Annotated in this window: 27 protein-coding genes and 1 pseudogene; 12 read left to right on the top strand and 16 right to left on the bottom strand. The window is 70.8% G+C overall.

Annotated elements, in window-relative coordinates; all coding sequences use genetic code 11:
• The first annotated feature begins 17 nt into the window (after positions 1 to 17).
• On the top strand, positions 18 to 1,493 hold the full coding sequence (locus tag ACIO9J_RS40160; protein ID WP_402010260.1) for a peptidoglycan D,D-transpeptidase FtsI family protein: 1,476 nt from the start codon (positions 18 to 20) through the stop codon (positions 1,491 to 1,493).
• A 71-nt stretch (positions 1,494 to 1,564) separates the two neighbouring features.
• On the opposite strand, the gene ACIO9J_RS40155 is transcribed toward ACIO9J_RS40160, so the two are convergent.
• Positions 1,565 to 3,589 (bottom strand): HelD family protein, encoded by a 2,025-nt coding sequence (locus tag ACIO9J_RS40155; RefSeq protein ID WP_402010259.1) that lies wholly within the window; start codon positions 3,587 to 3,589, stop codon positions 1,565 to 1,567.
• A 69-nt stretch (positions 3,590 to 3,658) separates the two neighbouring features.
• On the opposite strand from ACIO9J_RS40155, the gene ACIO9J_RS40150 reads away from it, so the two are divergent.
• Positions 3,659 to 4,291 (top strand): TetR/AcrR family transcriptional regulator, encoded by a 633-nt coding sequence (locus ACIO9J_RS40150; protein WP_402010257.1) that lies wholly within the window; start codon positions 3,659 to 3,661, stop codon positions 4,289 to 4,291.
• Between the two features lie 183 nt (positions 4,292 to 4,474).
• Here ACIO9J_RS40150 and ACIO9J_RS40145 read toward each other — a convergent pair whose 3' ends face one another.
• The 3 genes from ACIO9J_RS40145 to ACIO9J_RS40135 all read right to left on the bottom strand — a co-directional run bounded on the left by ACIO9J_RS40145 (position 4,475) and on the right by ACIO9J_RS40135 (position 8,278).
• Positions 4,475 to 6,514 carry an HAD family hydrolase gene (locus ACIO9J_RS40145; protein WP_402010255.1) on the bottom strand — a complete coding sequence of 680 codons (2,040 nt, stop codon included), beginning with the start codon at positions 6,512 to 6,514 and terminating at the stop codon, positions 4,475 to 4,477.
• 90 nt (positions 6,515 to 6,604) lie between these two features.
• Positions 6,605 to 7,276, bottom strand: coding sequence for an HAD family hydrolase (locus ACIO9J_RS40140; RefSeq protein WP_402010254.1), 672 nt, complete (start codon positions 7,274 to 7,276; stop codon positions 6,605 to 6,607).
• Positions 7,277 to 7,372: 96 nt separating this feature from the next.
• Positions 7,373 to 8,278 carry a winged helix-turn-helix domain-containing protein gene (locus ACIO9J_RS40135; protein WP_402010363.1) on the bottom strand — a complete coding sequence of 302 codons (906 nt, stop codon included), beginning with the start codon at positions 8,276 to 8,278 and terminating at the stop codon, positions 7,373 to 7,375.
• A 125-nt stretch (positions 8,279 to 8,403) separates the two neighbouring features.
• Between ACIO9J_RS40135 and ACIO9J_RS40130 the strand changes: the two genes are divergently transcribed.
• Positions 8,404 to 8,592 carry a hypothetical protein gene (locus ACIO9J_RS40130; protein WP_402010252.1) on the top strand — a complete coding sequence of 63 codons (189 nt, stop codon included), beginning with the start codon at positions 8,404 to 8,406 and terminating at the stop codon, positions 8,590 to 8,592.
• Between the two features lie 57 nt (positions 8,593 to 8,649).
• Here ACIO9J_RS40130 and ACIO9J_RS40125 read toward each other — a convergent pair whose 3' ends face one another.
• Complete coding sequence (locus ACIO9J_RS40125; RefSeq protein ID WP_402010250.1) at positions 8,650 to 9,561, bottom strand: FadR/GntR family transcriptional regulator; 912 nt, start codon at positions 9,559 to 9,561, stop codon at positions 8,650 to 8,652.
• A gap of 229 nt (positions 9,562 to 9,790) precedes the next feature.
• Between ACIO9J_RS40125 and ACIO9J_RS40120 the strand changes: the two genes are divergently transcribed.
• Positions 9,791 to 9,976 (top strand): hypothetical protein, encoded by a 186-nt coding sequence (locus ACIO9J_RS40120; RefSeq protein ID WP_402010249.1) that lies wholly within the window; start codon positions 9,791 to 9,793, stop codon positions 9,974 to 9,976.
• Between the two features lie 386 nt (positions 9,977 to 10,362).
• Here the strand turns inward: ACIO9J_RS40120 and ACIO9J_RS40115 are convergent, their stop codons facing one another.
• Entirely contained in the window at positions 10,363 to 10,965 is a 603-nt protein-coding gene (locus ACIO9J_RS40115; protein WP_402010247.1) for an ABC transporter substrate-binding protein, read from the bottom strand.
• 161 nt (positions 10,966 to 11,126) lie between these two features.
• Between ACIO9J_RS40115 and dtd the strand changes: the two genes are divergently transcribed.
• Complete coding sequence (gene dtd / locus ACIO9J_RS40110; RefSeq protein WP_402010246.1) at positions 11,127 to 11,552, top strand: D-aminoacyl-tRNA deacylase; 426 nt, start codon at positions 11,127 to 11,129, stop codon at positions 11,550 to 11,552.
• Positions 11,553 to 11,611: 59 nt separating this feature from the next.
• Here the strand turns inward: dtd and ACIO9J_RS40105 are convergent, their stop codons facing one another.
• Genes ACIO9J_RS40105 through ACIO9J_RS40095 form a run of 3 tightly spaced genes read right to left on the bottom strand, consistent with a single transcriptional unit; the run spans position 11,612 to position 13,623 of the window.
• Positions 11,612 to 12,577, bottom strand: coding sequence for a YgfZ/GcvT domain-containing protein (locus ACIO9J_RS40105; protein WP_402010244.1), 966 nt, complete (start codon positions 12,575 to 12,577; stop codon positions 11,612 to 11,614).
• Between the two features lie 34 nt (positions 12,578 to 12,611).
• Positions 12,612 to 13,034 (bottom strand): Fur family transcriptional regulator, encoded by a 423-nt coding sequence (locus tag ACIO9J_RS40100; RefSeq protein ID WP_055700333.1) that lies wholly within the window; start codon positions 13,032 to 13,034, stop codon positions 12,612 to 12,614.
• 16 nt (positions 13,035 to 13,050) lie between these two features.
• Positions 13,051 to 13,623: an FABP family protein gene (locus ACIO9J_RS40095; protein ID WP_402010242.1), complete on the bottom strand. Its 573-nt coding sequence runs from the start codon at positions 13,621 to 13,623 to the stop codon at positions 13,051 to 13,053.
• 254 nt (positions 13,624 to 13,877) lie between these two features.
• On the opposite strand from ACIO9J_RS40095, the gene ACIO9J_RS40090 reads away from it, so the two are divergent.
• Complete coding sequence (locus ACIO9J_RS40090) at positions 13,878 to 14,138, top strand: DUF3099 domain-containing protein (protein WP_402010241.1); 261 nt, start codon at positions 13,878 to 13,880, stop codon at positions 14,136 to 14,138.
• Between the two features lie 108 nt (positions 14,139 to 14,246).
• On the opposite strand, the gene ACIO9J_RS40085 is transcribed toward ACIO9J_RS40090, so the two are convergent.
• From ACIO9J_RS40085 to ACIO9J_RS40055, 7 genes and pseudogenes are all read right to left on the bottom strand, one after another.
• Positions 14,247 to 14,534, bottom strand: a complete 288-nt coding sequence (locus ACIO9J_RS40085; RefSeq protein ID WP_055551667.1) for a DUF1416 domain-containing protein — start codon at positions 14,532 to 14,534, stop codon at positions 14,247 to 14,249.
• A gap of 34 nt (positions 14,535 to 14,568) precedes the next feature.
• Positions 14,569 to 15,414, bottom strand: coding sequence for a sulfurtransferase (locus ACIO9J_RS40080; protein WP_402010239.1), 846 nt, complete (start codon positions 15,412 to 15,414; stop codon positions 14,569 to 14,571).
• Positions 15,415 to 15,582: 168 nt separating this feature from the next.
• Positions 15,583 to 15,663 carry a putative leader peptide gene (locus ACIO9J_RS40075; RefSeq protein ID WP_351007875.1) on the bottom strand — a complete coding sequence of 27 codons (81 nt, stop codon included), beginning with the start codon at positions 15,661 to 15,663 and terminating at the stop codon, positions 15,583 to 15,585.
• Positions 15,664 to 15,858: 195 nt separating this feature from the next.
• Positions 15,859 to 16,605, bottom strand: coding sequence for a DUF2993 domain-containing protein (locus ACIO9J_RS40070; protein ID WP_402010361.1), 747 nt, complete (start codon positions 16,603 to 16,605; stop codon positions 15,859 to 15,861).
• 124 nt (positions 16,606 to 16,729) lie between these two features.
• Positions 16,730 to 17,920 (bottom strand): hypothetical protein, encoded by a 1,191-nt coding sequence (locus ACIO9J_RS40065; protein WP_402010237.1) that lies wholly within the window; start codon positions 17,918 to 17,920, stop codon positions 16,730 to 16,732.
• 5 nt (positions 17,921 to 17,925) lie between these two features.
• On the bottom strand, positions 17,926 to 18,180 hold the full coding sequence (locus ACIO9J_RS40060) for a MoaD/ThiS family protein (protein ID WP_402010359.1): 255 nt from the start codon (positions 18,178 to 18,180) through the stop codon (positions 17,926 to 17,928).
• A 39-nt stretch (positions 18,181 to 18,219) separates the two neighbouring features.
• Positions 18,220 to 19,038, bottom strand: a pseudogene (locus ACIO9J_RS40055) (alpha/beta hydrolase); the annotation flags it as partial.
• A 228-nt stretch (positions 19,039 to 19,266) separates the two neighbouring features.
• On the opposite strand from ACIO9J_RS40055, the gene ACIO9J_RS40050 reads away from it, so the two are divergent.
• The 6 genes from ACIO9J_RS40050 to ACIO9J_RS40025 all read left to right on the top strand — a co-directional run bounded on the left by ACIO9J_RS40050 (position 19,267) and on the right by ACIO9J_RS40025 (position 24,799).
• Entirely contained in the window at positions 19,267 to 20,103 is an 837-nt protein-coding gene (locus ACIO9J_RS40050; RefSeq protein ID WP_402010235.1) for a response regulator transcription factor, read from the top strand.
• Positions 20,104 to 20,126: 23 nt separating this feature from the next.
• On the top strand, positions 20,127 to 21,149 hold the full coding sequence (locus tag ACIO9J_RS40045) for a LacI family DNA-binding transcriptional regulator (protein WP_402010233.1): 1,023 nt from the start codon (positions 20,127 to 20,129) through the stop codon (positions 21,147 to 21,149).
• Positions 21,150 to 21,270: 121 nt separating this feature from the next.
• A complete protein-coding gene (locus ACIO9J_RS40040; RefSeq protein ID WP_402010232.1) occupies positions 21,271 to 22,290 on the top strand; it encodes a S1C family serine protease in 1,020 nt (339 codons plus the stop codon).
• Positions 22,291 to 22,348: 58 nt separating this feature from the next.
• A complete protein-coding gene (locus ACIO9J_RS40035; RefSeq protein WP_402010230.1) occupies positions 22,349 to 22,576 on the top strand; it encodes a hypothetical protein in 228 nt (75 codons plus the stop codon).
• A 43-nt stretch (positions 22,577 to 22,619) separates the two neighbouring features.
• Complete coding sequence (locus ACIO9J_RS40030) at positions 22,620 to 23,357, top strand: response regulator transcription factor (protein WP_402010228.1); 738 nt, start codon at positions 22,620 to 22,622, stop codon at positions 23,355 to 23,357.
• A complete protein-coding gene (locus ACIO9J_RS40025) occupies positions 23,354 to 24,799 on the top strand; it encodes a sensor histidine kinase (RefSeq protein ID WP_402010226.1) in 1,446 nt (481 codons plus the stop codon). The genes ACIO9J_RS40030 and ACIO9J_RS40025 overlap by 4 nt, the downstream gene beginning before the upstream one ends.
• Positions 24,800 to 24,871: the final 72 nt, after the last annotated feature.

Raw genomic sequence — 24,871 nt, 5'->3', positions numbered from 1 at the left:
CGTCCGGGGGAAGCCAGATGAACCGGCCACTGCGCCACATAGCCGTCTTCTGCGGGATTCTCAGCCTCGCGCTGCTGCTGCGCGCGACCTGGGTCCAGTTCGCGGAGAACGACGAGCTGGCCAATCACGAGCACAACCGCCGGGTACAGATCGAGGCCTTCTCCCACCCGCGCGGCGACATCATCGTCGGCGGGAAGTCCATCACCGGCTCGAAGGAGACGCCGGGCTCCGACTTCAAGTACAAGCGGGTCTTCAAGGAAGGCCCGATGTACGCGCCGGTGACGGGCTACTTCTCGCAGGCCCAGGGCGCCACCTTCCTGGAGGGCGTCCACAACGGCATCCTCAGCGGCAACGACGACCGGCTCTTCATCAAGCGCACCCTGGACATGCTGACCGGCAAGAAGCAGCAGGGCGGCGACGTGGTCACGACCATCGACGCCAAGGCGCAGAAGGCCGCCTACAAGGGCCTGGTGGATCTCGACGCCAAGGGTGCGGTGGTCGCGCTCGACCCCCGCACCGGCAAGATCCTCGCCCTGGCCAGCACCCCTTCGTACGACCCCTCGGTCTTCGCGGGCATCTCGCAGGACGAGGGCAAGAAGTTCGTGGATCTCGGCAAGCGCAAGGACAAGCCGCTCAACAACCGCGCGCTGCGCGAGATCTACCCGCCCGGCTCCACCTTCAAGATCCTCACCGCGGCCGCCGCCCTGGAGCACGGCGTGGTGACCGACGTGAACAAGCCGTCCGGCGCCAAGGCCCCGTACAAGCTGCCGCTCAGCTCGACCACCATCGGCAACGACGTGCCCAACTCCATGTGCGACAAGGTCTCGATGAAGACCGGCATGCAGTGGTCCTGCAACAACGTCTTCCTCGACGCCGCGCTCAAGGTCGGCAAGGACAAGATGCGCGAGACCGCCGAGAAGTTCGGCTTCAACGAGGAGCAGTTCGTCCCCGTGCGCGCGGTGGCCAGCAGCTACCCGAAGGACCTCGACAAGCCGCAGACCGCGCTGACCGGCATGGGCCAGGGCAGCCTGACGAGCACGCCGCTCCAGATGGCCATGGTCACCGCGGGCATCGCCAACGACGGCAAGGTCATGAAGCCGTACATGGTCGAGGAGCTGCGCGGCCCCGACCTCTCGACGATCGAGAAGGCCTCGCCCGACACCCTGAGCCAGGCGGTCTCCGGGAAGACCGCGCAGACGGTGCAGGACATGATGGAGAACACCGTCGAGAACGGCACCGCGAACAAGGCGAAGATCGACGGCGTCACCGTCGGCGGCAAGACCGGCACCGCGCAGCACGGCGCGGACGTCAACGACGAGCGCCCCTACGCCTGGTTCGTCTCCTACGCCAAGAAGGAGGACGGCTCCTCGCCCGTCGCGGTGGCCGTCTTCGTCGACCCGTCCGACATGAACATCGCGCGCGAGGAGATCGCGGGCGGCAAGCTGGGCGCGCCGATCGCGAAGGCGGTCATGCAGGCGGTCCTGGACCACTGACCGCCGGGGGAACCCGGAACGGCCCAGGCACGCCGGCCGCTCCGGGACCCCGCCGCCCGCCGCGCCGCCCCTCACCGGACCGGCTCCCACGGCAACGGGCGGCTGTGCAGGACGTCCAGGCGGGAGACCGCGCGGGTGAGGACCACATACAGCCGGTTGAGCCCGCGCCGCTCCGCCTCGGCGATCGCCGCCGGTTCGACCGCGACCACGTGGTCGTACTCCAGGCCCTTGGCGACGGACGCGGGAAGCAGCGTCACGCGCGCGCCGAGCTCATCCGGCCCGGCGGCCTCGATGCCCGCCGCGGCGAGGACGGACCGCAGCTCCTCGACGTCCCCGTCGGCGGCGATGACCCCCACGGACCCCTCTCTGCCGAGCGCCGCCCGCACCGCGCCGACCACCGCACCCGGCACGTCCGCGACCTCGCGGATCGCCAACTCCCCGTCCGTACGCAGGGATCTGGCGGGCGGCACGTCCACGTCGAGCCGCCCCAGGAGCTCGTTGGCGAGCCCGACGATGGCCCGGGGCACCCGGAATCCGGTGGTCAGCGGCGTCACCGGGGCGTCCGGCTTGCCGAGGTGCGCCAGGAGCGCGGGCCAGCTGCGGGCGGCCCACGGGGCGGTGCCCTGGGCGAGGTCCCCGAGGACGGTCAGCGACCCGAAGTCCGCGCGCCGCGCGATCGCCCGGCACTCCATCGGCGAGAGGTCCTGCGCCTCGTCGACGACGATGTGCCCATATCCCGCGGGCCGTTCGAGCAGTCCCTCGATCTCGTCCATCAGGACGAGGTCGGCGGCCGTCCACCGCGCCGACTTGTACGAGCGCGGGGCCCGCTGCCACAGGACCGCCCGCTGCTCGTCGGCGCTCAGCACCCCCTCGGCCGCGGCGGCGAGCGCCTCTCCGTCCGAGAGCAGCCCGGCGAGCAGCTCGTCGGACCGGACCCTGGGCCAGCTGCCGTCCACGAAGGCGCTCACCGGACGGGCCCGGGAGATCTTCTGCACCCAGGTGTTGTTCCTGACCCCCGAACGCCGCTCGGCCTGCTCCTGGACGGCCCGCACGGCCCGGGTCCGCACGCGCTCGCGCCCGATCGCGTACGGCGGCTCCTCCTCGCGCACGCCCTCGACGATCTCCGCGAGCACCTCCACCGGCAGCCGCCACCGGTAGGACCCCTCCGGCACGGCCAGCGGCTCCACGGGCGGCGCCACGCGCGCGTACAGCGCCCGGCGCAGCACCTCGGCCATCCGCACGTCGTGCTTGACGACCGCCGCGGCCTCCTCGTCCACCGCCCGCACCGGGTGCCGCCCGATCTCGTCCCGCACGGTGGACTGCCGCACCCCGGTCTCGCCGAGCGAGGGCAGCACCTCGGCGATGTAGCGCAGGAAGGTGCGGTTGGGCCCGAGCACGAGGAGCCCGGCGCGCTGCACGCGCTGCGGATGCGTATAGAGCAGATACGCGGCCCGGTGCAGCCCCACGGCGGTCTTCCCGGTCCCCGGCGCCCCCTGCACGCACACGGAGAGACCGAGCTCCCCGCGCACCAGGTCGTCCTGCTCGGGCTGGATGGTGGCGGCGATGTCCCGCATCGGCCCGACCCTCGGCCGCTCGATCTCCCCCGCGACGATGCGGCTCCCGGCGCTCTCCACACCCGATCCCAGGTGCTCGTCCTCAAGTCCCGTGAGATCGCCGGAGTCCCCCTTGCTGCCGGGCGCCCAGCCGAACCGCCGCCGCACCGCGACGCCCTGCGGGTCGCGGGCGCCCGCCTGGTAGAAGGCGCGGGACACGGGCGCGCGCCAGTCGACCACCAGCGGCGGGGCCGAGGGGTGCTCGGTGATGCGCAGCCGCCCCACGTAATACCGCTGCCCGCCGTGCTCCCCCGCGCCGCGCCCCGCGAAGTCGAGCCGCCCGAAGAACAGCGGCGCCTCGGGCAGCTCCCGCATGGCCTTGGCCCGGCTGCGGAACTGATAGCCGAGCACCTCCGCGTCGGCACCGGACGCCGAGACGTCCGCACCGACGACGACCTGCTCCTGAGCGCCCTCGACCATGCCCGCGAGGGCCCTGCGACAGGCATCGTGATAGCTGCGTTCCTCGACAAGGGCTTCCGTCATGCACCCCAGAATAATGTAACCGAGTTAAATTTGTAACCGAATATCAAAGGTCCGGCTAGACTCTCCCTCATGGCACCCGAAGCGAGCCTCCGAGAGCTCAAGAAGCAGCAGACGTACGCGACGGTCTCCGAGACCGCGATCGCCCTCTTCCTGGAGAGGGGCTTCGAGAAGGTCTCGGTGGCGGAGGTGGCGGCCGCGGCGCAGATCTCCAAGCCGACCCTGTTCCGCTACTTCCCGACCAAGGAGGACCTGGTCCTCCACCGCTTCGCCGACCACGAGGACGAGCCGGCCCGCGTGGTCTCCGCGGCCGACACCCCCGCCCTCACCGCCCTGGAGCACCACTTCCTGGACGGCCTCACCCGCCACGACCCGGTCACCGGCCTCAACGACGCGGAGCCGGTCCTCGCCTTCCACCAACTCCTGTACAGCACCCCGTCCTTGGTGGCCCGCCTGTACGGCTACCAGAACCGCTCCGAACAGTCCCTGGCCACCGCCCTCACCGAGACCCACGGCGGCACTCCCTTGGAAGCCCGCCTGGCCGCGGCCCAGATCATCGCCACCCAACGCGTCCTGGCCCTGGAGAACTGGCACCGCATCGCCACAGGCACCCCCGCGACAGAGGTGGCCTCCCAGGCCACCACAGAAGCGACAACAGCCTTCACCCACCTACGCAAGGGCCTGACCCGCTACGCACACCGCTGACGACCAAGGCCAAGCCCCCACCGCCCGGCGCCCGAGATCTAAACGGGAGGGGCCACGGGGCACGCCGGACGGGACAGACATAGAGACCGCGCCGATCCCCTCGGCCGCCGCCATCGCGATGCCCGCGGCGACGATGCGGTCCAGACCGAGCCCGGGACGCGGCCCCTTGGAGGGCCGCTCCCGCTAACCCCCCGACGGCACGTCGAGCAGCCCGATCAGCGGAGCGAGCGCGCGGATGACCGCCTCGGCCCCCGCCGTACGCAGCGGCTCGGCCTTCCGGTCGTCCCGTGCGTACCCGACGAAACGTACCTTCGCCTCGCGCGCGGCTTCGAAGTCGGACACCGTGTCGCCGATCATCACCGCGTCACACGGCTCGGCACCGAGCCCGCGCAGCGCGCACAGCACCGGGTCGGGGTCCGGCTTGAGCTGCTCGGCGTGGTGCGTACGGCCGTAGATGTGCGGGCCGAACGCCTCGGACAGACCGTGCCGGTGCAGATAAGAGGCCACCGCGCGCGGGGAGTTGTTGGTGACGACGGCGATCCGGCAGCCCCGCCGCCACAGCTCGCGGATGAGCCGGTGGGCACCCCGGGTGGCCGGGGCGCACTGCGCGGCCCGCACCTCGCCGTCCGTGAGGAAGTCCTCCAGCGCGGCGACGCCGCTGCTGCCAGGCCGCTCGCGGGCGACGTCGCGCAGGACGTCGTAGGGGTCCTTGGAGTGGCGGTCCGCCGGGTCGATCACGTCATGGAGACCGTGCTCGCCGACCAGCTTCCAGAAGTCGTCGGCGGCGGGCCGGGACGCCTCGCCGGGAAAGAGCCGGCAGATGGGCCCGTCGAAGTCGAACAGCACACAGCTCCCCGCCGGATCGGCGAACAGCGCGCGCACCTCGTCCAGTTCACGCGCGACGGAGGGCAGCTCACCGATGCCCGCGCCCGCCTGCCGCCCGATGCCCGCCCGTCCCGCCGGAGCGTCGGCGCCCACCACCTCATACGCCCCGCCGTACACCTCTTCGTACGTCTCGTCTCCCACCGCACCCCATTCGTCGAGGGCCCCGCCGTCCCGCGCGGACCGTGCCGCGCGGTGCGCCTCCTCCTGCGCCCGGCCGTACGGCCCGGCGTACCAGGCGCGCAGCGCTGCCTCCGCGTGCGCCTCGTCGGGCACCTTCTTCAGCTTCAGGGGTTCGGCCGCGCGCCGCAACGCCCGGCAGACCCGCCGTGCCGCCCGTTGGAAGTCCTCGTGGTCCGGTTCTCCCGGCAGGCCGGCCAGGTCGAGTGCCGCGCGCATGATGTCGGGGAAGACGGACTGGGCGTACTCGAAGTCCAGGTAGGCGGGCAGGTCGGTGTCCAGTCCTTCCGTCATCTCCGGGTGGCCGGCGTTCACCATCTCCTCGGCCCACAGCGCGGTCATCCGGACCTGCTCATCCTTCTCGTAGTCCATGCGGACGAGATGCGTGGCGAGATCATGGAGCGGATCGCCGTACATCGCCAACTCCCAGTCGATCACCGCGAGTCTCTTGCGGTCGACCACGACGTTGGCCGGGTGGACATCGGTGTGCAGGAGGCAGAAGGGCCGCGGGGTGAGGCGCGGACGGTCCCGGTCGTCGCGGAAGGATCTGAGCGCGTCGGAGCGGATGCCGACCGCTTCGAAGAGGTCCCGGAACCGCCACCGGTTCCACTGGTGCACCCGGTCCTCGGTGAAGCCGATCAGCCACTCGAAGAACTCCTGGCTCCGCCCGCTCTCGGGCCAGCCGGCGGGGGTCGGCGGCAGCTTGTCCCCCCGTACGCCCGCCGTCCTGGCGAAGAATCGGGCGAAGGCCCGCATCATCCGGTCCTCGTTACCCTCGTCGATCCGTACGTCGGAGAGCACCTGACCGGCGCGGTAGGAGTGCAGCGACCAGTCACCGAAGTCCCGGTAGCAGCGCGGCACTTCCTTCTTCAGATGGCGGCTCACCGTCGCGAGGACCTCGCTCTCGCTGCGCCAGATGCGCGGCACCACCTGCACCGTGTCGCGCGGCATCCGGCACTTCACGCGGGCCCGGAACGGCATCGTGCCCAGCAGGGCGGCGAGCCACCAGCCGAGCGGCACCACGTAGTTGATGTTGTGGTACCCGGCTACGACCTCACGGTCGGGGCTCTCCCTGTGCGAGTCCGCGGATCGCCTGATCAGCGACTCGCGCAGCCCGCTCTTCGGCGCCCCGTGGGGAGATCGGGGCGGAGGTGACGACATGAGGGCAGAGAGTACCCGTGCAGCGAACCGTTCCTGTGACTTGCCGCATTCTGGACATCGGCGCGGCGTTTGCTTACCCAGCCTGCACCTTTACCGCGCTCTAATGTCGCCCACGGCGTATACAACCCTGAGAAGCGGTTTCAGGGACTCGACGACATGCGTGGCGCCGGCCTCGCGCAGCAGCCGCGCTTTGCGAACGTTACGCGCGTAGCCCAGAAATCGTACCTCCGCCCGCTGTGCGGCCTGGTAGTCCGACGGCGTGTCACCGATCATCAGGGTGGCGGCCCGATCCGCGCCCATCGCCTTCACGGCGCGCTCCAGGCAGTGGGGGTGGGGCTTGAGCAGGTGGAGGTCCTGGGTGCGGCCGTAGACGTGCGGGGCGAAGCATTCCACGAGACCGCGCGACGCCAGGTAACGGTTCACCGCGCGCGGGGAGTTGTTCGTCGTCACGGCGAGCCGGGCGCCGACGGCCGACCAGGTGCGGATCAGCGGGTCGACGTACGCGGTGGGCATGGCGGAGGCCACGGCGCCGAGCTCCTGCTGGGTGAGGTTCTCCTCCAGCTCGGCGACCAGGTCGCTGCCCGGTCTGCGGCGGTCGACGGCGCGCAGTACGAGGTAGGGGTCGGGCTCCTCGCGCACGCCGTCGGCGAGCAGGTCGCGCAGGCCCTGCTCCTCCAGCCACCGGACCTGATCCTGCGCCACCTGCTTCGCCGCGCGTCCGGCGAAGAGGTGGCAGATGGGACCGTCGAAGTCGAACAGCACAAAACGGACAGAACCGATCAGAGAACGAAGGCTCTCGGTCTCTTCTTCGACTGCCCCGGAACGTGCCGCGTCAGATTGCGTCGAATCAGAAGTCACCTAAGAGAGTGTCAGGTCCATGGTGATGGTTTCCCATAGGGCGTCGAACCACTTCTGAGACTGGTCGACGAACATGGAGTCCCGCGCGGTCGGCTCGCCCCGCTCGAAGGAGAAGAGGGGGACCTTGATGCCCCCGGAGTCGTACTTGAACATCTCCGCGTCCGTACCGTCCCCCTCCAGATCGAGCGGCTGCCGCTCCAGCGTGTAATACGCCACCAACGCCTCCACCTCATTGAGCAGATACAGCTTGATCGGCGTGGTGAACGGCAGGGCGCGGAACGTGACGCGGACGTCGATGCCGTGGGAGGCGCGCAGGGCACGGAGGTTGTGGCGCAGGACCTGGCCCTGGGCGTTGCGCTGGGCCAGCCAGTCCTCGTGGAGCCGCTGCCGGCCCGCCGCGTCCGGGTCGACCGGCACCGGGAACGCGAGGTCGATCTCGCTGCTCGGCAGCAGCACCCGCAGGTCGATCGACTCGGGCTTGAGCTTGCCCTCGTGGATGAGCCGCACCGGCTCGCCCATCGCGATCATGAGCGTCTCCGCGGTGTACGACACGACGTCGATCCGCACGTGCGGCGCCGCGAACGCGGCGGCGAGCCGCGGGGCGAGCGCGACCATGGAGGGCTGCGGGCCCTCGCTGACAGAGGCAGGGGTGGCCGCCTGCGCCACCCGGGGCGGGCTGCCCTTGCTGACGTTGGAGAGGAGGCCTTCGCCTTGCAGTGCCTTCATGGCCTGGCGCACGGTGCCGCGCTCGACACCGAACTCCTCGGCGAGCTTGGTCTGGGTGGGCAGGCGTTCGCCCGCCTTGAGTTCGCCCGCCCGGATGCGGTCGCGGAGGGTGTCGGCGATGTCCTGGGGTGAGAGTTTCCTGCTGCCGTTCACTGCCACGTTCTCCTGGGTCACGCCCAGACGATACAACTGACCGCCATCTTTGGGCAGTTGAAGGGAAGTTGTTTATGGACTCCGACCAAGTGGGGACAACTCAAGCAGAGTTGGTTGCCAACTGACTCCAGATGGCAGAGGGAGGAACCACCATGTCCGTCATAGCCCTCCTCGCAGCCGTGGTCGCCGTCACCGTCGAGCAACTCGTGCAGTGGAAGTACGGCCCGATGGGCATCATCGGTCTCCTCCTGCTGACCGTCGGCGTCAAGGCGAAGAACCCCACGGTCAGTTCCATCGGAGCCGTCGTCCTCGCCCTGATGATGACAGGACCCGCGATCTGACCGGGCCGGCGGCCGGGCCACATCGGGGCCGAACCGGGGGAATCCCCTACCCGGCCCCTAGCCCGCCGCCAGCTCCAGGTCCTGACTGATCGTGTTCCAGAGGGCGTTGAACCACAGATGGGACTGCTCGACGAAGGTCGTGTCCCGCAGCCCGTCCCCCTCCTTGAACGGAAAGAGCATCGACTGCGTGCCCTGCGCGTCGTACATCTCCAGGGACTCCTTGCCGATCTCCTCGTCCCGCTTGGCTAGCGTGTAGTACGCGAAGAGGGCCTCGGATCCGTTGATCAGGTACAGCTTCACGGGCGGCGTGAACGGCAGCGCGCGGAACTGGACCGACACGTCGATGCCGTGCGAGGCGCGCAGCGCGAGGAGGTTGTGGCGCAGGACCTGGCCCTGCGCGTTCCGCTGGGAGAGCCAGCGCCGGTGCACATGGGCCTCCTCGTCCTCCCCGGCGTCGACCGGCGCGGGGAAGGCGAGGTCGATGTCGCGGCTCGGCAGCAGGACCCGGACGTCGACCTTGGCCGGATTCCGCTGTCCGGCGTGGATCTGCCGCAGCGGTTCGCCGATCGCCATGGTGAGGGAGATGGAGGTGAGGCAGAGCGCGTCTATCTCCACGTGCGGCGATTCGAACGCGGCAGCGATCCGCGGGGCCAGGCCGACCATCGTGGGCTGTGGCCGCACACCGCCGGGACCTGCGAGCGCGCGCTCCGAGGCCTCCGCGACGGTGGCGGGGCTACCCTTCGAAACGTTGGACAGCAGATGCTCCCGCTGCAGGATTTTCAGTGCCTCGCGCACCGCACCGCGCTCGACACCGAACTCGTCGGCCAGTTCGGCCTGCGTGGGCATGCGCTGACCCGGCCGCAGCGACCCGGACCTGATCCGGTCGCGCAGCACGTCGGCCACTTCGCGGTGAGACCTCTGGTGCCTCTTCCGCCCGTTGACTGATGCTTGTTCCGGGCTCACAACCAAACGGTACAACTTCGCGCCATCTTTGGGGAGTTGCAGGGAAGGTGGTTATGAGTCGTCCCTCAGCGGAGATAAGTCCCTTGAAGTTGGTAGCCAACTTTGGCGACATGGTCAGACCCCTCCGGGGTTGGCCACCAGCCATCGACCGCCGCAGCGCAGCAACCGCGATGGACGGCCAGTTGGTCACCGGCTGAACGGGGTCCGCCGCCCCGATCCCGAAGGAGGGAACGTCATGCCGCTCATCGCCATCGTCGTCGCCGCCCTCGCCATCGGATTCGAGCAGGTCATCCAGTGGAAGTACGGGCCGCTCGGCATCATCGCCTTCGTTCTCCTCACCGTGGGCATCAAGGCCAAGAACACCAAGCTCAGCGGGCTCGGGGCCGGTCTCCTCGTCCTGCTGCTCGCCCAGTCGGGCTGACCCAGGGTCGGGCTGGCCGGGCTCCCATCCGGAGGGGAGCCGGGAGTCCGGTCAGTCATCAGGAAGTCTGAGCCCCGGTACGCGGATGGCCGGGGCTCAGACGCTTCCCGGGGGGCGTCAGGGACTGGGAACCCCTGACACCCCCCGGCACCCTTCGCATCCCCGCACCCGCCGACTCCTCCGTGATCCGGCCCGGCGCCGCCAGGCGCACCGCGGACGCGTCCCCGAGCCACGGCTCCGCCGACTCCGTGGTCGGCGATCTCCAGGACGAGGCAGCCGGACCCCGCGTACGTACGCGACTCAAGGGCCCGTACGACGTCGTCGACGAGGTCGATCGGCGCGCCGGCCCCGCGGGCCCCGCGCTCCTTGGCCGCCGGGGCACGAGGTCACACCAGCAGGTCGTCGACCTGCGCCTCGCCCTCCCGGTAGCGCCGCGCGATCTCCGCGCTGCATTCGTCCGTGGTCCGCTGGAGCAGCTGTCGGCGCCGCGACACCTGCTGCTCGTACCGCACGAGGCGGCCCATCGCCGTGTGCAGCTCGTCGTCCGTGCGCGCCACCAGGTCGGAGAGCTGCACCTCGGAGAGCATCTCGGCGGCGAGCAACCGGTACTCCTCGCTGTGCGGGGTGCCGAGCGTGAGGTGCCTGGCCGACGAGCGGTGCCGGGCCGGGGCGTCCCTGAGGATCTCCGGGAGCCGGTCGACGACCGGCGCTTCGGGCTCGGGGGCGAGCGGGTCCCTGCGGCGGGCGATCTCGGCCCGCAGGATGTCGATCCGGCCCTGGAGCAGCCGCCGCACATAGCTCAGATCGGCCTCGTCCTGCTGGGCCGCCCTGCGCAGCTCGCGGAGCTCCACGAGGCGCAGCGCCGCCAGGTCGTGCTCGGGCACCTCGGGCAGCAGCGGGCTGCCCGTGCGCTGCACGGGCGGGCGCGGAACCTGCGAACGCTGCAACGAGTTGCGACCGGGCGAATGCCCGGTACTTGGTGTGCTCATGTAGCTCTACCCGTCCCCTCGACCGGCCGACGCGGTACACCGCGTGTGAGCATCGTGCCACCCCGAGTGGCCGCTATGTGAATGAGTGCCCGGAATCGGCCCCGGATGGGGGGATCGGAGGCATCTGCCGGGCGCCGTGCGGGGCACGGCATGATGACCGTATGCGAGCAGTGGTGCAGAGGGTGGACGGCGCGAGCGTCGTCGTGGACGGCGAGACGGTCGGCGAGATCAGCGGCGAGGGCCTGTGCGTCCTGGTGGGCGTCACGCACGACGACACCAAGGAGAAGGCGGCCCAACTGGCGCGCAAGCTCTGGTCGTTGCGCATGCTGGCCGACGAGAGGTCGTGCAGCGACATCGACGCGCCGCTGCTGGTCATCAGCCAGTTCACGCTCTACGGAGACGCCCGTAAGGGCCGCCGCCCCACCTGGAACGCGGCGGCCCCCGGCGACGTGGCCGAACCCCTGGTCGACGAGGTGGTGGCGCGGCTGCGCGCCCTGGGCGCGACGGTGGCGACGGGCCGGTTCGGGGCCCAGATGCGGGTGGGCCTGACGAACGACGGACCGTTCACCGTGCTGCTCGACATGTGAGCCCAGGGCGACCTGCGAGCCCCGGAGCGGCCTGTGAGCCCCAGGGCGACCTGTGAGCCCTACGGCTCGACGACCACTTCCTGGGCAGCCGCGATGTCCCCCGCCACGAGTTCGGCGTCCAGGGGCACGTTGCGCTTGATCAGGCCGAGGGCGATCGGCCCGAGCTCGTGGTGGCGTACGGCCGTGGTGACGAAGCCGAGCTTGCGGCCCTCGGGACCCTCGCTCGCCAGGTGCAGCGGCGTGCCCGCGACCGGCAGGTGCACCTCGCTGCCGTCCAGGTGCAGGAAGACCAGGCGGCGCGGGGGCTTGCCCAGGTTCTGCACCCGGGCGACGGTCTCCTGGCCGCGGTAGCAGCCCTTCTGGAGGTGCACGGCGGTGCCGAGCCAGCCCAGCTCGTGCGGGATGGTGCGGTGGTCGGTCTCGAAGCCGAGCCGCGGCCGGTGGGACTCCACGCGCAGCGCCTCGTAGGCGAGCAGCCCGGCGGCGGGGCCGTGCTCCTGGGCGTACGACTCCAGGTCGGCGCGCGGCAGGAACAGGTCGCGGCCGTGCGCGGTCTCGCGCACGACGACGCCGTCGGGGACGGGGGCGATCGATCCGGCGGGCGCGTGCACCACGGCGAACTCGCCGGTGCGGTCGGCGACTTCGACGCGGTAGAAGAACTTCATGCTCTCCAGGTACGCGATGAGCGCTTCCTGGGTGCCGGGTTCGACGTGCAGCCAGACCGTGTCGCCGTCGTCGACGAGATAGAGGGCGTGTTCGATGTGGCCGTTGGCGGAGAGGATCAGCGCTTCGGTGGCCTGTCCCACGGGGAGCTCGCTGACGTGCTGGGTGATCAGCAGGTGCAGCCAGCTCAGCCGGTCGGCGCCGGTGACGGTGACCACGCCGCGGTGCGAGAGGTCGACGAATCCGGTGCCGTCGGCGAGGGCGCGCTGTTCACGGAACAGTTCGCCGTAGTGGGCGGCGACGCCTTCGTCCACGCCCTCGGCGGGGACGGCGCCGGGCAGGGACAGCAGGGGGCTCTTCATGTTCACAAAGACTACGACCCACCGGGGGCGGTTTTTATTTCTGGGCCGCGCAGTTCTCGCACTGGCCGAAGATCGCGAAGTGCTTCAGGTCGGTGTCGAAGCCGAACGTCTCGCGCAGCTTGGCGGTGAACTCCGCGGCGATCTCGGTGTCCGCCTCGATGACGTTCGTGCAGTCGCGGCAGACCAGGTGGATGTGGTGGTGCCGGTCGGCGAGGTGGTAGGTCGGCGCCCCGTGCCCCAGATGGGCGTGCGAGACGAGGCCCAGCTCCTCCAAGAGCTCCAGGGTCCGGTAGACCGTGGAAATGTTGACCCCCGACGCCGTCTTCCGCACTTCGCAGAGGATGTCGTCGGGGGTCGCGTGCTCAAGGGTGTCGACGGCTTCGAGGACAAGCTGGCGCTGCGGGGTCAGCCGGTAGCCGCGCTGCCGCAGGTCGCTCTTCCAGTCGGTGCTCACCACACCTCGAAGTCTAGGTCTACTTGAAGAAAGCGATGCCGTCGTCCGGCAGGTCGCCCAGGTTCCGAGCCATCTCCGCGACCTCCTCGGGCGAGACGACCTTCTTGAGCTGCGCCGACATGTAGGGGCGCAGCGGCACCTCGGGGGTCTGCTTCTCGCCGACCCACATCAGGTCGCCCTTCACATAGCCGTAGAGCCGCTTGCCGCCGGTGTAGGGGCCGGAGGCCGCGGTGCGCGCGACGGCGTCCGTGACCAGGTCGATCTGCGGCTTCTGGTCGGCCAGCTCGCCGTACCAGATCTCGACGACGCCCTCGTCGCGGACCATCACGACCTCGACCTTGCGGTTCTCGTCGATCCGCCAGTAGCCCGACTCGGACTCCAGCGGCTTGACCTTGTTGCCCTCGGCGTCGAGCACCCAGGTGTACGAGCGGTACTCGATGAAGTCGCGCCCGTCGTGCGTGAAGGAGACTTCCTGGCCGAAATTCGCCTTCTCGGCGCCGGGGAAGTCGGTGACGCCCGCGCCCGCCCAGTTGCCGAGGAGGAAGGCGAGGGGGACGAGGGAGGGGTTCAGGTCGGACGGAATCTCGATCATGGGAAGCTCAGGCGATCTGTGGAGGTGACGGTGGCGGTGGGGTCGATCAGCGCTGGCCCTGGTACAGCTTCTTCACGGTCAGTCCGGCGAAGGCGAGAACGCCGACGCAGACGAGAACCAGCAGGGCGGAGAAGAAGGCCTCAAGCACGGGGTGCTCCTCGGTGAGCGGTGGGGCAGGTATCAGAGCCGGTCCCACTGTAGTCGGGCCGTGCCCGTCCCTCTCTGTGAGGGCCCTTCGGACGTAGGCTGGATGTATGTACGCGCGAAGGCGTCATGTGTACTTCGCCATGATGGGCACCTGCATCGGCCTGTTCGTCCTGGCCTGGGGTGTCGTGCGGCTCTGGTCGGTCCCCGTCGCCGTCGGGATGTGCGTGGTGGCGATGGTGATCCCGCCCCTCGCGGCCATCACGGCGAACCGCAGGGGGCCCGAGGACCGCTGGTGGGACGATCCCAGCGGGGACCAGAGGTCCGACGAGTGGTGGGACGAGCTGGACGGCAAGCGCAGACGGCCGTAGGCAACGGCAAGCGCGGACGCCCGTAGGCAGCCGAAGGGCCGCACCCCGTTCCAGTGGCGTCCAACCCCCTGGGGTGCGGCCCTTCGGCCGTTCGTGGTGCGTGCCGGATCAGACCGCGATCGCGATCTCCGCGAGGCCGCCCGTCTGCGCGACGACCGTGCGGTCGGCGGTGCCGCCGGGGATCAGCGCCCGGACGGTCCAGGTGCCCTCGGCGGCGTAGAAGCGGAACTGTCCGGTGGCCGAGGTCGGGACCTCGGCGGTGAACTCGCCGGTCGAGTCCAGCAGGCGCACGTAACCGGTGACGGGCTCGCCGTCGCGGGTCACCTGGCCCTGGATGGTGGTCTCACCGGGCTTGATCGTCGAAGCGTCGGGGCCGCCGGCCTTTGCTCCACACATGCGTACTCCTAGGGGAAAGGAAGGTCGGTCTTGCTTACTTGTTGGCGCCGAGCTCGATCGGCACGCCGACGAGGGAGCCGTACTCGGTCCACGAGCCGTCGTAGTTCTTGACGTTGGTCTGGCCGAGCAGCTCGTGCAGGACGAACCAGGTCAGGGCCGAACGCTCACCGATGCGGCAGTACGCGATGGTGTCCTTGGCCAGGTCGACCTGCTCGTCCTCGTAGAGGGCCTTGAGCTCGTCGTCCGACTTGAAGGTGCCGTCGTCGTTGGCGTTCTTCGACCACGGGATGTTGCGGGCGGACGGGACGTGGCCCGGACGCTGCGACTGCTCCTGCGGGAGGTGGGCCGGGGCGAGCAGCTTGCCGCTGAACTCGTCGGGCGAGCGCACGTCGACCAGGTTCTTCGCGCCGATGGCCGCCACGACGTCGTCGCGGAAGGCGCGGATCGAGGTGTCCTGGGCCTTGGCCTTGTAGTCGGTGGCCGGGCGGCTGGGGACCTGCGCGCCGTCGACCAGGTCGCGGGAGTCGAGCTCCCACTTCTTGCGGCCGCCGTCGAGGAGCTTCACGTCCTGGTGGCCGTAGAGCTTGAAGTACCAGAAGGCGTACGAGGCGAACCAGTTGTTGTTGCCGCCGTAGAGGACGACGGTGGTGTCGTTGGCGATGCCCTTCTTCGACAGGAGCTCCTCGAAGCCCTGCTGGTCGATGAAGTCACGGCGGACCGGGTCCTGGAGGTCCTTGGTCCAGTCGATCCGGATCGCGTTCTTGATGTGGTTCTTCTCGTACGCCGAGGTGTCCTCGTCGACCTCGACGATGGCGACCTTCGGGTCCTCGATGTGGGCCTCGACCCAGTCGGCGTCTACCAGGACGTCACTGCGGCTCATGGGTGTCTCCTCCGGGGCAGTTGCGGCGGTGCGGCTGTGCTGCGGTGCACGAGGGGGCGGCCGGTACGGGCCGGTGGTGCGGGGAGGCACGGTGGCGTACGTACGGCGCGGGAGGCCTGCTGGATGGGCGTCACCAGGCCGGGGAACGCAGGACGCGGAACGGTCCCGCTAGAAGGTGCGACAGAGCATGGCGGCGACGCGGCACAGGTCCACTGCCCGCCGCTTCGTGAGGTCCGCCTGTCGTTGCATGGGTCCGATCGTAGGGACGGAGGGGCGGCTGTGTCACCGGTGCTCCGCATGGTGAGACACGATCGTCCACGATGTGGGAATAGTTGAACCCCGGGGCCGCCCGGAAGGGCCCCGGGGTCCGGTGTCGTCCCCGTCACATCCGCCCGCCGGACGGCTTCGTCTCGTACTTCGGACGGGGCGGCCCGGCGGCGGGGTTCAGCCGGCCAGCCGCACGTCCGAACCCGTCACGGACATGTCCACGCCGTCCGGCGCCGCCTCGACCTTCTCCAGCTTGATCCCGGCCGGCAGGTCCTCGACCTTCTGCTCGAAGTCGGTGACGTCGCGGGCCGTGCCCTCGGGCAGCGGGATGGAGAGGCCGAGGACCTCCAGCTTCTTCGGGATCGAGTCCGCGTGGACCTTGATGTTGTCGCCCTCGACGCGGACCGAGCTCAGCACGTACACGGGCTTGGGCAGCTTCGCGCCGCCCTTGCTGACCTCGACCTCGACCTTGATCTTGCCGTTGCCGCCGTCGGAGAGGCCGACGACCTTGCCGGTGGCGCCGAGCGGCAGCTGGACCGGCTCGGACTTGCTGGCCTTCAGGAGCTCGTCGTAGGAGACCCGCGCGGTGCCCGTGGCGGTCGCGGCGGTCGCCGAGCTGTAGTCGCCGGAGAACTTCACGCCCTTCATGTGGGCGGTCAGATCGGCGATGCGGATGGAGTCGGAGCCGGACTTGGCCTCGTAGTCCTTGATCCCGACCTCCACGTCGTCGAGCTCCCCGCCCGCGACCTGGGTCAGGAAGGGGAACCCCTTGATGGAGACGTCGGGCGTGCTGCTCAGCCCTTCGCTGGTACGCATCTTGTCCGCCGCCTCGCCCTCGGCGAAGTTCACGGCCAGCCGGTCGGCCGCCACGAACAGACCCCCCAGGATCACGACGACGATCAGAAGTATTCGTACGGCGCGCATGCTCATGTCCGGTGTTCCCCCACCTTGGCCCCCGACTGTCGTTTGCCGCGAGCCTAAAGGACAGGTCCCCGGCCGAGGAGCTCGGCCGGGGACCTGTCGATCAGCTGTGACGATCGCGCGGCGCTCAGCCGATGGCACGTCCGAGGACGTACACGGCGGGGGCGGCGGCCGCGAGCGGCAGCGCGACGCCCGCCGTCATGTGCACGAACCGCGACGGATAGTCGTAGCTCGCGACGCGGTGCCCGATCAGCGCGCAGACCCCGGCGCCGAGCGCGAGCAGCGCGCCCTTGCTGCCGTAGTCGGTCATGCCGCCGACGGCGACCCCGGCCCCGGTGGCCGCGAGCAGCGCGACGACGACGGAGGCGGGCGTGGGCAGCGGCAGCGCGCGGGCGAGCACCGCGACGGCGACGGCGACGCAGCCCACGGTCACGGCGTCCGCCTCGGCCGCGAGGTGCCCGGTGGCGATGATCGCGAGCGCGGCGGAGGTGAGGGTCGCCATGAGCCCGTACATCCGCTCGTCGGCACCGGCGTGGCTGCGCAGCTGGAGCACCAGCACGAGCAGCACCCAGACGCCGAGGGTGCCGAGGATGGCGGCGGGCGCGTGCTCCTTGCCGACGCCGAGCAGCGCGGCGTCGGCGACGACACCGCCGAGGAACGCGAGCGCGATGCCCTGCCTGGCCGGCCACATCCCGTTGAGCCTGAACCACCCCGCCGCGGTCACGGCCTGGAGGATCACCAGCGGCACGAGCAGCGCGTACGACCCGACGGAGGCGCCCCCGGCGAGCAGCAGCCCGAGGAGCGCGGTCAGCGCGGCGGGCTGCATCCCCGGCTCGATGACCGGCGAGCGCCCCTCGGCGCGGGCGCGCTGGGCGTCCGTTATGCGGGGGTTTCCGGTGGTGGTGGCGGGGCCGTAGGCCTCCTGCGAGGCCGCGGGCGCGGCGGGCGGCTCCGGTTCGGGCTCCGCCATGGCGCCGTACGACATGTCAGCCTGCGGCGGCAGGTACGCGGTCTCGGTGACGTCGACCACCGGCGCGGGCGGCTGCACGGACGTCTCCCAGGTCTGGCCCTGCCATTGCTGGGTGTACTGCTGCTGCTGAGGATCGGCGTAGTACTGCTGCTGCTCCGGGTAGGGCTGCGCGTACTGCTGCTGGGGATCCGCGTAGTACTGCTGCTGCTCCGGATAAGGCTGCGCGTACTGCTGCTGGGGATCCACGTACTGCTGCTGCTCCGGCGACGGATACGGCTGCTGAGGATCCGGGTACCGCTGCTGGTACGGGTCGTACCCCTCGTACCCCTCGTACGGCTGATTGGACATGGCGCTCATCCTCCTGCGAACGGCGGGAGCACCTCGACCGTGCCGCCCTCGGCCAGCCGTACGGTCTCATGCCCGCGGGTCCCGACGGGATCGCCGTCGATCAGGAACGAACAGCGCTGGAGGACCCGGACGAGCTCTCCGGGGTGCCGCTCACGCGCGGCGTCCAGCGCCTGCGCCAGCGTCGCCGCCGCGTACGGCTCCTCCGCGACACCCGCGGCCGCCTTGGCAGCGGCCCAGTAACGAATGGTGCCGTTCACCATGCGACGCTCCTCTCGATCGGCTGTTGCCGACGTCCATGATGCCGTGGCCCATGCCGCGATCCGCCCCGCGAGCTCGTCCGAGGCCGCGTGCTCCGCGTGCCCCATGCCTTCTTCCAGCCACAGTTCGGCCCCGCCCACGGCCGCCGCGGCCAGCATCCTGGGGTGGTCGACGGGGAAGTACGGGTCCTGGTCGCCGTGCACGACGAGCAGCGGGGTCGGCGCGATCAGCGGGACCGACTCCACCGGCGAGAGCGGCACGGGGTCCCACTCGTGCGGGTGGATCCGGGTGCGCAGGCCGAAGCGGCCCACCGCGCGGCCCGCCGGGCGCGTGACGACCCAGTGCAGCCGCCGCATCGGCGCGGTGCCCCGGTAGTACCAGCGGGCCGGGGCGCTCACGGCGACCACCGCATCGGCGCGCGCTTCCGTGCGCCCCCTGTGCAACGCGGCGTGCCTCAGCACCACCGAACCGCCCATCGAGAAGCCGACGGTCACCACGCGCGCGTGCCCGAGGGACCGCGCCCACTCCACGGCCGCCGCCAGGTCGAGCACCTCGCGGTCGCCGACGGTGGAGCGCCCGCCGGACGCCCCGTGTCCCCTGAAGGAGAAGGTGATCACGGCCGCACGCTGGGCGAAGACGCCCGCGATGCGGCGCACGTGGGGCCGCGAGAGATCGCCGGTGAAGCCGTGCGCGACCACGATCGCGAGCTCTCCCGAGGGGTCGGGCCCGGGGTCGTAGGCCGCGTCGATGCCCACTCCGTCGCGTGTACGAAGCATGGCGCGCTGCTGAACGCGACCCTGCCCCCGAGTGAGCGGAGGCACAGAAGAACGCGCCGTTTGACCTGCCGGACCGGAACTCATGTGGGCTATTCTCCTTGGCAGAGGATCCGGGCAGCGCAGCCCCCGGGTCCTTTTGTGCTTCCAGGAGCGCCCGCACCACGGTGCTCCACGGCCCCGGGCGCGGGCCCAGGAGCACACCGTACGAAGCAGTGCCGTAAACGTCCTCGCAGGGACCGAGGAGGAACCAGACGTTATGGGCGAGCGAAACGTGCACGACAGTCAGACGACCCAGGCAGGTGTGGGGCGACGATGAGTTCTCTGCTGCTCCTGACCAATGCCCTCCAGCCGTCGACGGAGGTGCTCCCCGCCCTCGGCCTGCTCCTTCACAACGTGCGCGTCGCCCCGGCGGAGGGGCCCGCTCTCGTCGACACCCCCGGTGCCGACGTCATCCTCGTCGACGGGCGCCGCGACCTCCCGCAGGTGCGCAGCCTCTGCCAGCTGCTCCGCTCCACCGGGCCCGGCTGTCCGCTGGTCCTCGTCGTGACGGAGGGCGGGCTCGCGGCCGTCACCGCCGACTGGGGCATCGACGACGTGCTCCTGGACACGGCGGGACCCGCCGAGGTCGAGGCGCGCCTGCGGCTCGCGATGGGCCGCCAGCAGATCACCGCCGACGACTCGCCCATGGAGATCCGCAACGGCGACCTCTCCGTGGACGAGGCGACCTACAGCGCCAAGCTCAAGGGCCGGGTCCTCGACCTGACCTTCAAGGAGTTCGAGCTGATCAAGTACCTGGCGCAGCACCCCGGCCGGGTCTTCACGCGCGCCCAGCTGCTCCAGGAAGTGTGGGGCTACGACTACTTCGGCGGTACGCGGACGGTCGACGTCCATGTGCGCCGGCTGCGCGCGAAGCTCGGCGTCGAGCACGAGTCGCTGATCGGCACCGTCCGGAATGTCGGTTACCGCTTCGTCACGCCCGAGAAGGTCGAGCGGGCCGCCGACGAGGAGAAGAAGAAGGCCGCGACGCCCCGGGCCGAGGACGCCGCGGCGCCCCGCGCGGGGGCGGACGCCGCCAGGCGGACCGCGTCCGTCGAGAGCGCCGTGAAATCCGCTCCGAAGGAAGCTGCCGTACGCCCTGCCCAGCGGTAGTTCCATCCGCGTAGACTCCGCGCGTGGCCAAGGTGACTCGGGATGACGTGGCACGACTTGCGGGCACTTCGACCGCCGTCGTCAGCTATGTCATCAACAACGGACCCCGGCCGGTCGCCCCGGCCACGCGCGAGCGGGTACTCGCCGCGATCAAGGAGCTGGGGTACCGGCCCGACCGGGTCGCCCAGGCCATGGCGTCGCGGCGCACGGACCTCATAGGCATGATCGTGCCGGACGCGCGCCAGCCGTTCTTCGCGGAGATGACGCACGCCGTCGAACAGGCGGCGTCCGAGCGCGGAAAGATGGTCCTCGTCGGCAACTCCGACTACGTCGAGGAGCGCGAGACCCACTACCTGCGGGCCTTCCTCGGCATGCGCGTCTCGGGGCTGATCCTGGTCAGCCACGGCCTGACCGACCAGGCGGCCGCCGAGATCGACGCGTGGGACGCGCGCGTGGTGCTGCTGCACGAGCGCCCCGAGGCCATCGACGACGTCGCGGTCGTCACGGACGACGTGGGCGGCGCCCAGCTCGCCACCCGCCATCTGCTCGAACACGGCCACGCGTACGTCGCCTGCGTCGGCGGCACCGCCGAGACCCCGACCGTCGGCGACCCCGTCTCCGACCACGTCGAGGGCTGGCGGCGCGCGATGCGCGAGGCCGGGCACCCGGTGGAGGGACGGCTCTTCGAGGCCCCCTACAACCGCTACGACGCCTACCAGGTCGGCCTGGACCTCCTGGCCCGCCCCGACCGGCCCACCGCGATCTTCTGCTCCACGGACGACCAGGCGATCGGCATCCTGCGGGCCGCGCGCGAGCTGCGCATCGACGTGCCGGGCGAGCTGGCCGTGGCCGGCTTCGACGACGTCAAGGAGGCCGGGCTCACCGACCCGCCGCTGACGACGGTGGCCTCCGACCGGCCCGCGATGGCCCGCGCGGCCGTGGACCTGGTCCTGGACGACGGCCTGCGGGTCGCGGGATCGCGCAGGGAGCGCCTGAAGCTGTTCCCCTCGCGGCTGGTCGTACGGCAGTCCTGCGGCTGCCAGTAGCCGCCCGCCGCCCGCCTGGCGCCCGCCTGGCGCCCGCCTTTATAACGGGCATACGCACTTCTGCCGGGCTTCTCAGGACGTACTCAGACAGCTCTCATGTACGGCGGACAGTCTCAGAGACATGACCGAGACCTTCCGCCACAGCGGCGAGTACCACCAGCAGCAGTCGTCAGCGCCTGTGCCGCCCGGCGGTACGCAGGGCGCCTTCCCGCCCCCGCCCGCCTACGCGCCGGAGGCACCTCAGGGACCCGCTCCCGCCCGGCGCCGCCGCGCGAAGGGCCCGGTGGCGCTGCTCGCCGCCGTGGCGATCGCGGCGGCCGCGGTGGGCGGCGGCACCGCGTTCGCCGTGCAGACGCTCACCGACCGGGACAACGGCTCCTCGGCCACCAGCACCGATGTCGTGCCGACCAGCAAGAAGGGCACCGTCGCCGGTGTCGCCGAGGCGGTCGGCCCGAGCATCGTGGAGATCAGCGCGAGCACCGGCCAGGGCAAGTCCACCGGCTCCGGTGTGATCCTCAAGAGCAACGGCGAGATCATCACCAACAACCACGTCGTCTCCGGCGCCACCTCGGTCAAGGTGCGCACGAGCGACGGCAAGACGTACGACGCCGAGGTCGTCGGCACCGACAGCAAGAAGGACCTCGCGCTCATCCAGCTGAAGAACGCCTCCGGGCTCAAGCCCGCCACCCTCGGCAACTCCGGCAACGTGAAGGTCGGCGACGAGGTCGTCGCCATCGGCTCCCCCGAGGGCCTGACCGGCACCGTCACCAGCGGCATCATCTCCGCGCTGGACCGCGACGTCACCGTCTCCACGGGCGAGGGCCAGCAGCAGCCGCAGAACCCCGAGGGCGGCTGGCCGTTCGAGTTCGGCGGGCAGCAGTTCAACGGCGACACCGGCTCGTCGAAGACCACGTACAAGGCGCTCCAGACGGACGCCTCGCTCAACCCCGGCAACTCCGGCGGCGCCCTCATCGACATGAACGGCAACATCATCGGCATCAACTCCGCGATGTACTCGCCCAGTTCCTCGGGCCAGGGCAGCGGCGAGAGCGCCTCCGGCAGCGTCGGCCTCGGCTTCGCCATACCGGTCGACACCGTCAAGAACGACCTGAGCACGCTGCGCTCCGGCTCCAAGACCTGATCTCCGTACGACCCCTGACCTCCGTACGACCCCACGGCACGACCCCCAGGAGGCCGCCATGTCCGGCACCACTTTCACCGGCGTCACCGTCAACCGCGCCCGGCACGCCCTCGCCGTCACCATCGGCTGGGGCAGGCCCGACACCGATCCCGCGGGGCTCGGCCTGCCGCTGAGCGTGGCGGGGGAACTGCACGGCGCCCGGCCCGAGCGGGCGCCCGAGGTGGCGACCTCCACCGGCGCGCGTCCCGCGGCGCGCCGCACCGCCCGCGCCCGCGTGCGAGGCTGATACCGGCCCCGATCCGCCCCCGACCCGAGGAAGTCCCAAGCCCATGAGCCCCGCCGAAGGCGACCGCGCCGGTGACCGCGAGCAGCAGCGCATCCTGATCGTGGACGACGAACCCGCCGTGCGGGAGGCGCTCCAGCGCAGTCTCGCCTTCGAGGGGTACGCCACGGAGGTCGCCGTCGACGGCGCCGACGCCCTGGAGAAGGCCGCCGCGCACCGCCCCGACCTCGTCGTCCTCGACATCCAGATGCCCCGCATGGACGGCCTGACCGCCGCGCGCAGGCTCCGTGCCACCGGGACGACCACGCCCATCCTCATGCTGACCGCGCGCGACACCGTCGGCGACCGCGTCACGGGACTCGACGCGGGCGCCGACGACTACCTGGTCAAGCCGTTCGAACTGGACGAGCTGTTCGCCCGCATCAGGGCGCTGCTTCGGCGCAGTTCGTACGCCGCGGCCGCCGGGCAGGCGGAGGAGGGCGACACGCTCTCCTTCGCCGATCTGCGCATGGACCTGGCGACCCGCGAGGTCACGAGGGGCCCGCGCACGGTCGAACTGACCCGCACGGAGTTCACCCTCCTGGAGATGTTCCTCGCGCACCCCCGCCAGGTCCTCACCCGCGAACAGATCCTGAAGGCGGTCTGGGGCTTCGACTTCGAGCCGTCGTCCAACTCCCTGGACGTGTACGTCATGTACCTGCGCCGCAAGACGGAGGCGGGCGGCGAACCGCGTCTGGTGCACACGGTGCGGGGCGTGGGGTATGTGCTGCGGGGCGGGGAGTGAACAGGTTCGGGCGCCGCTTCCGCGGGCTGCCGCTGCGCTCGCGGCTCGCGCTCCTGGTCACCACGGCCGTGGCCCTGGCCGTCGCGGCGGCCGCGGTGACGTGCTGGTTCGTGGTGCGCAACGCGCTGATCGACTCCCTCGACAGCGCGCTGAGCAGCAACCGGCCCAATCCGAACCAGGTGGTCGACCAGATCAACATCGACGCGCTGGCCGGCAAGGCGCGCTGCCTGCGCACGATTCCCGGCCGCGACGACCCCGATCTGTTCGAGCAGACCATTCAGGTCGTGTCCAAGAACGGCACGAAGTGCACCACCTTCGGCCGCCGTTCGATCGAGGTCACCGACGCGGACACCGCCGTGGCCGACCGGCAGGACGGCGAGACGTACCACAACGCCACCGCGTCCAACGGAGAGCAGTACCGGGTCCTGACCTACCCGCTGGAGGGCTACCCACAGTTGTCGCTCGCGGTGTCGGTGGCACGGCCCCTCAGCGAGGTCGACGACACCCTCGACAACCTCGCCCTGATCCTCGTCTTCGTCGCGGGCATCGGCGTCCTCGGCGCCGGCGCCGCCGGGCTCTGGGTGGCCCGCACCGGGCTCAGGCCGGTCGACCAGCTCACCGAAGCCGTCGAACACGTCGCCCGTACCGAGGACTTGAACCTCCGCATCCCCGTCGACGGCGACGACGAGATCGCCCGGCTCTCGGAGTCCTTCAACTCCATGACCGCATCCCTCGCCTCCTCCCGCGACCTCCAGCAGCAGCTGATCGCCGACGCGGGCCACGAGCTGCGGACGCCGCTGACCTCGCTCCGTACCAACATCGAGCTGCTCGCCCGCAGCGAGGAGACCGGCCGGGCGATCCCGCCCGACGACCGCAAGGCGCTGCTCGCCTCGGTCACCGCGCAGATGACCGAACTGGCCGTACTCATCGGTGACCTGCAAGAGCTCTCGCGGCCCGACGGCGGCGAGAGCGGCGCCAAGGTGCAGGTCGTCGCGCTGCACCACCTGACGCGGACCGCGATCGAGCGGGCCAGGCTGCGCGGCCCCGAGCTGACCGTCACCGCGGAGCTCGCGCCCTGGTACGTGCGCGTGGAGCCGCCCGCCCTGGAGCGGGCCATCGTCAACATCCTGGACAACGCGGTGAAGTTCAGCCCGCGGCGCGGCACGGTCGAGGTCACCCTGGACCGCGGCAGGCTGACCGTGCGCGACCACGGCCCCGGCATCCCCGAGGACGAACTCCCGCACGTCTTCGACCGGTTCTGGCGCTCGCCGTCCGCGCGCAGCCTGCCGGGCTCGGGGCTCGGTCTGTCGATCGTGGCGCGTACGGTCCGCCAGGCCGGCGGCGAGGTGACGCTCGCGGCGGCCGAAGGGGGCGGCACGGTGGCGACGGTGCAGCTGCCGGGGGCGGCGACCCCGCCGCCCGGGGAGATGCCTTCCGCGTAAGCAACACCTCCATGACGAGACGCCGCGTCTTGCGAAGTCGAGGGTCAGGCGCTATCTTCGGGAGCATCCCGC

Source organism: Streptomyces sp. NPDC087300, assembly GCF_044744425.1.
Classification (GTDB): Bacteria; Actinomycetota; Actinomycetes; order Streptomycetales; family Streptomycetaceae; genus Streptomyces.
This window is presented reverse-complemented; position numbering and strand designations above follow the sequence as displayed.

Coding starts and splice junctions, on each gene's coding strand:
- ACIO9J_RS40160 (WP_402010260.1), top strand. CDS start 18: ATGAACCGGCCACTGCGCCACATAGCCGTCTTCTGCGGGATTCTCAGC.
- ACIO9J_RS40155 (WP_402010259.1), bottom strand. CDS start 3,589: ATGACGGAAGCCCTTGTCGAGGAACGCAGCTATCACGATGCCTGTCGC.
- ACIO9J_RS40150 (WP_402010257.1), top strand. CDS start 3,659: ATGGCACCCGAAGCGAGCCTCCGAGAGCTCAAGAAGCAGCAGACGTAC.
- ACIO9J_RS40145 (WP_402010255.1), bottom strand. CDS start 6,514: ATGTCGTCACCTCCGCCCCGATCTCCCCACGGGGCGCCGAAGAGCGGG.
- ACIO9J_RS40130 (WP_402010252.1), top strand. CDS start 8,404: ATGTCCGTCATAGCCCTCCTCGCAGCCGTGGTCGCCGTCACCGTCGAG.
- ACIO9J_RS40120 (WP_402010249.1), top strand. CDS start 9,791: ATGCCGCTCATCGCCATCGTCGTCGCCGCCCTCGCCATCGGATTCGAG.
- ACIO9J_RS40115 (WP_402010247.1), bottom strand. CDS start 10,965: ATGAGCACACCAAGTACCGGGCATTCGCCCGGTCGCAACTCGTTGCAG.
- dtd (WP_402010246.1), top strand. CDS start 11,127: ATGCGAGCAGTGGTGCAGAGGGTGGACGGCGCGAGCGTCGTCGTGGAC.
- ACIO9J_RS40105 (WP_402010244.1), bottom strand. CDS start 12,577: ATGAAGAGCCCCCTGCTGTCCCTGCCCGGCGCCGTCCCCGCCGAGGGC.
- ACIO9J_RS40095 (WP_402010242.1), bottom strand. CDS start 13,623: ATGATCGAGATTCCGTCCGACCTGAACCCCTCCCTCGTCCCCCTCGCC.
- ACIO9J_RS40090 (WP_402010241.1), top strand. CDS start 13,878: ATGTACGCGCGAAGGCGTCATGTGTACTTCGCCATGATGGGCACCTGC.
- ACIO9J_RS40085 (WP_055551667.1), bottom strand. CDS start 14,534: ATGTGTGGAGCAAAGGCCGGCGGCCCCGACGCTTCGACGATCAAGCCC.
- ACIO9J_RS40080 (WP_402010239.1), bottom strand. CDS start 15,414: ATGAGCCGCAGTGACGTCCTGGTAGACGCCGACTGGGTCGAGGCCCAC.
- ACIO9J_RS40075 (WP_351007875.1), bottom strand. CDS start 15,663: ATGCAACGACAGGCGGACCTCACGAAGCGGCGGGCAGTGGACCTGTGC.
- ACIO9J_RS40070 (WP_402010361.1), bottom strand. CDS start 16,605: ATGCGCGCCGTACGAATACTTCTGATCGTCGTCGTGATCCTGGGGGGT.
- ACIO9J_RS40065 (WP_402010237.1), bottom strand. CDS start 17,920: ATGTCCAATCAGCCGTACGAGGGGTACGAGGGGTACGACCCGTACCAG.
- ACIO9J_RS40060 (WP_402010359.1), bottom strand. CDS start 18,180: ATGGTGAACGGCACCATTCGTTACTGGGCCGCTGCCAAGGCGGCCGCG.
- ACIO9J_RS40050 (WP_402010235.1), top strand. CDS start 19,267: ATGAGTTCTCTGCTGCTCCTGACCAATGCCCTCCAGCCGTCGACGGAG.
- ACIO9J_RS40040 (WP_402010232.1), top strand. CDS start 21,271: ATGACCGAGACCTTCCGCCACAGCGGCGAGTACCACCAGCAGCAGTCG.
- ACIO9J_RS40035 (WP_402010230.1), top strand. CDS start 22,349: ATGTCCGGCACCACTTTCACCGGCGTCACCGTCAACCGCGCCCGGCAC.
- ACIO9J_RS40030 (WP_402010228.1), top strand. CDS start 22,620: ATGAGCCCCGCCGAAGGCGACCGCGCCGGTGACCGCGAGCAGCAGCGC.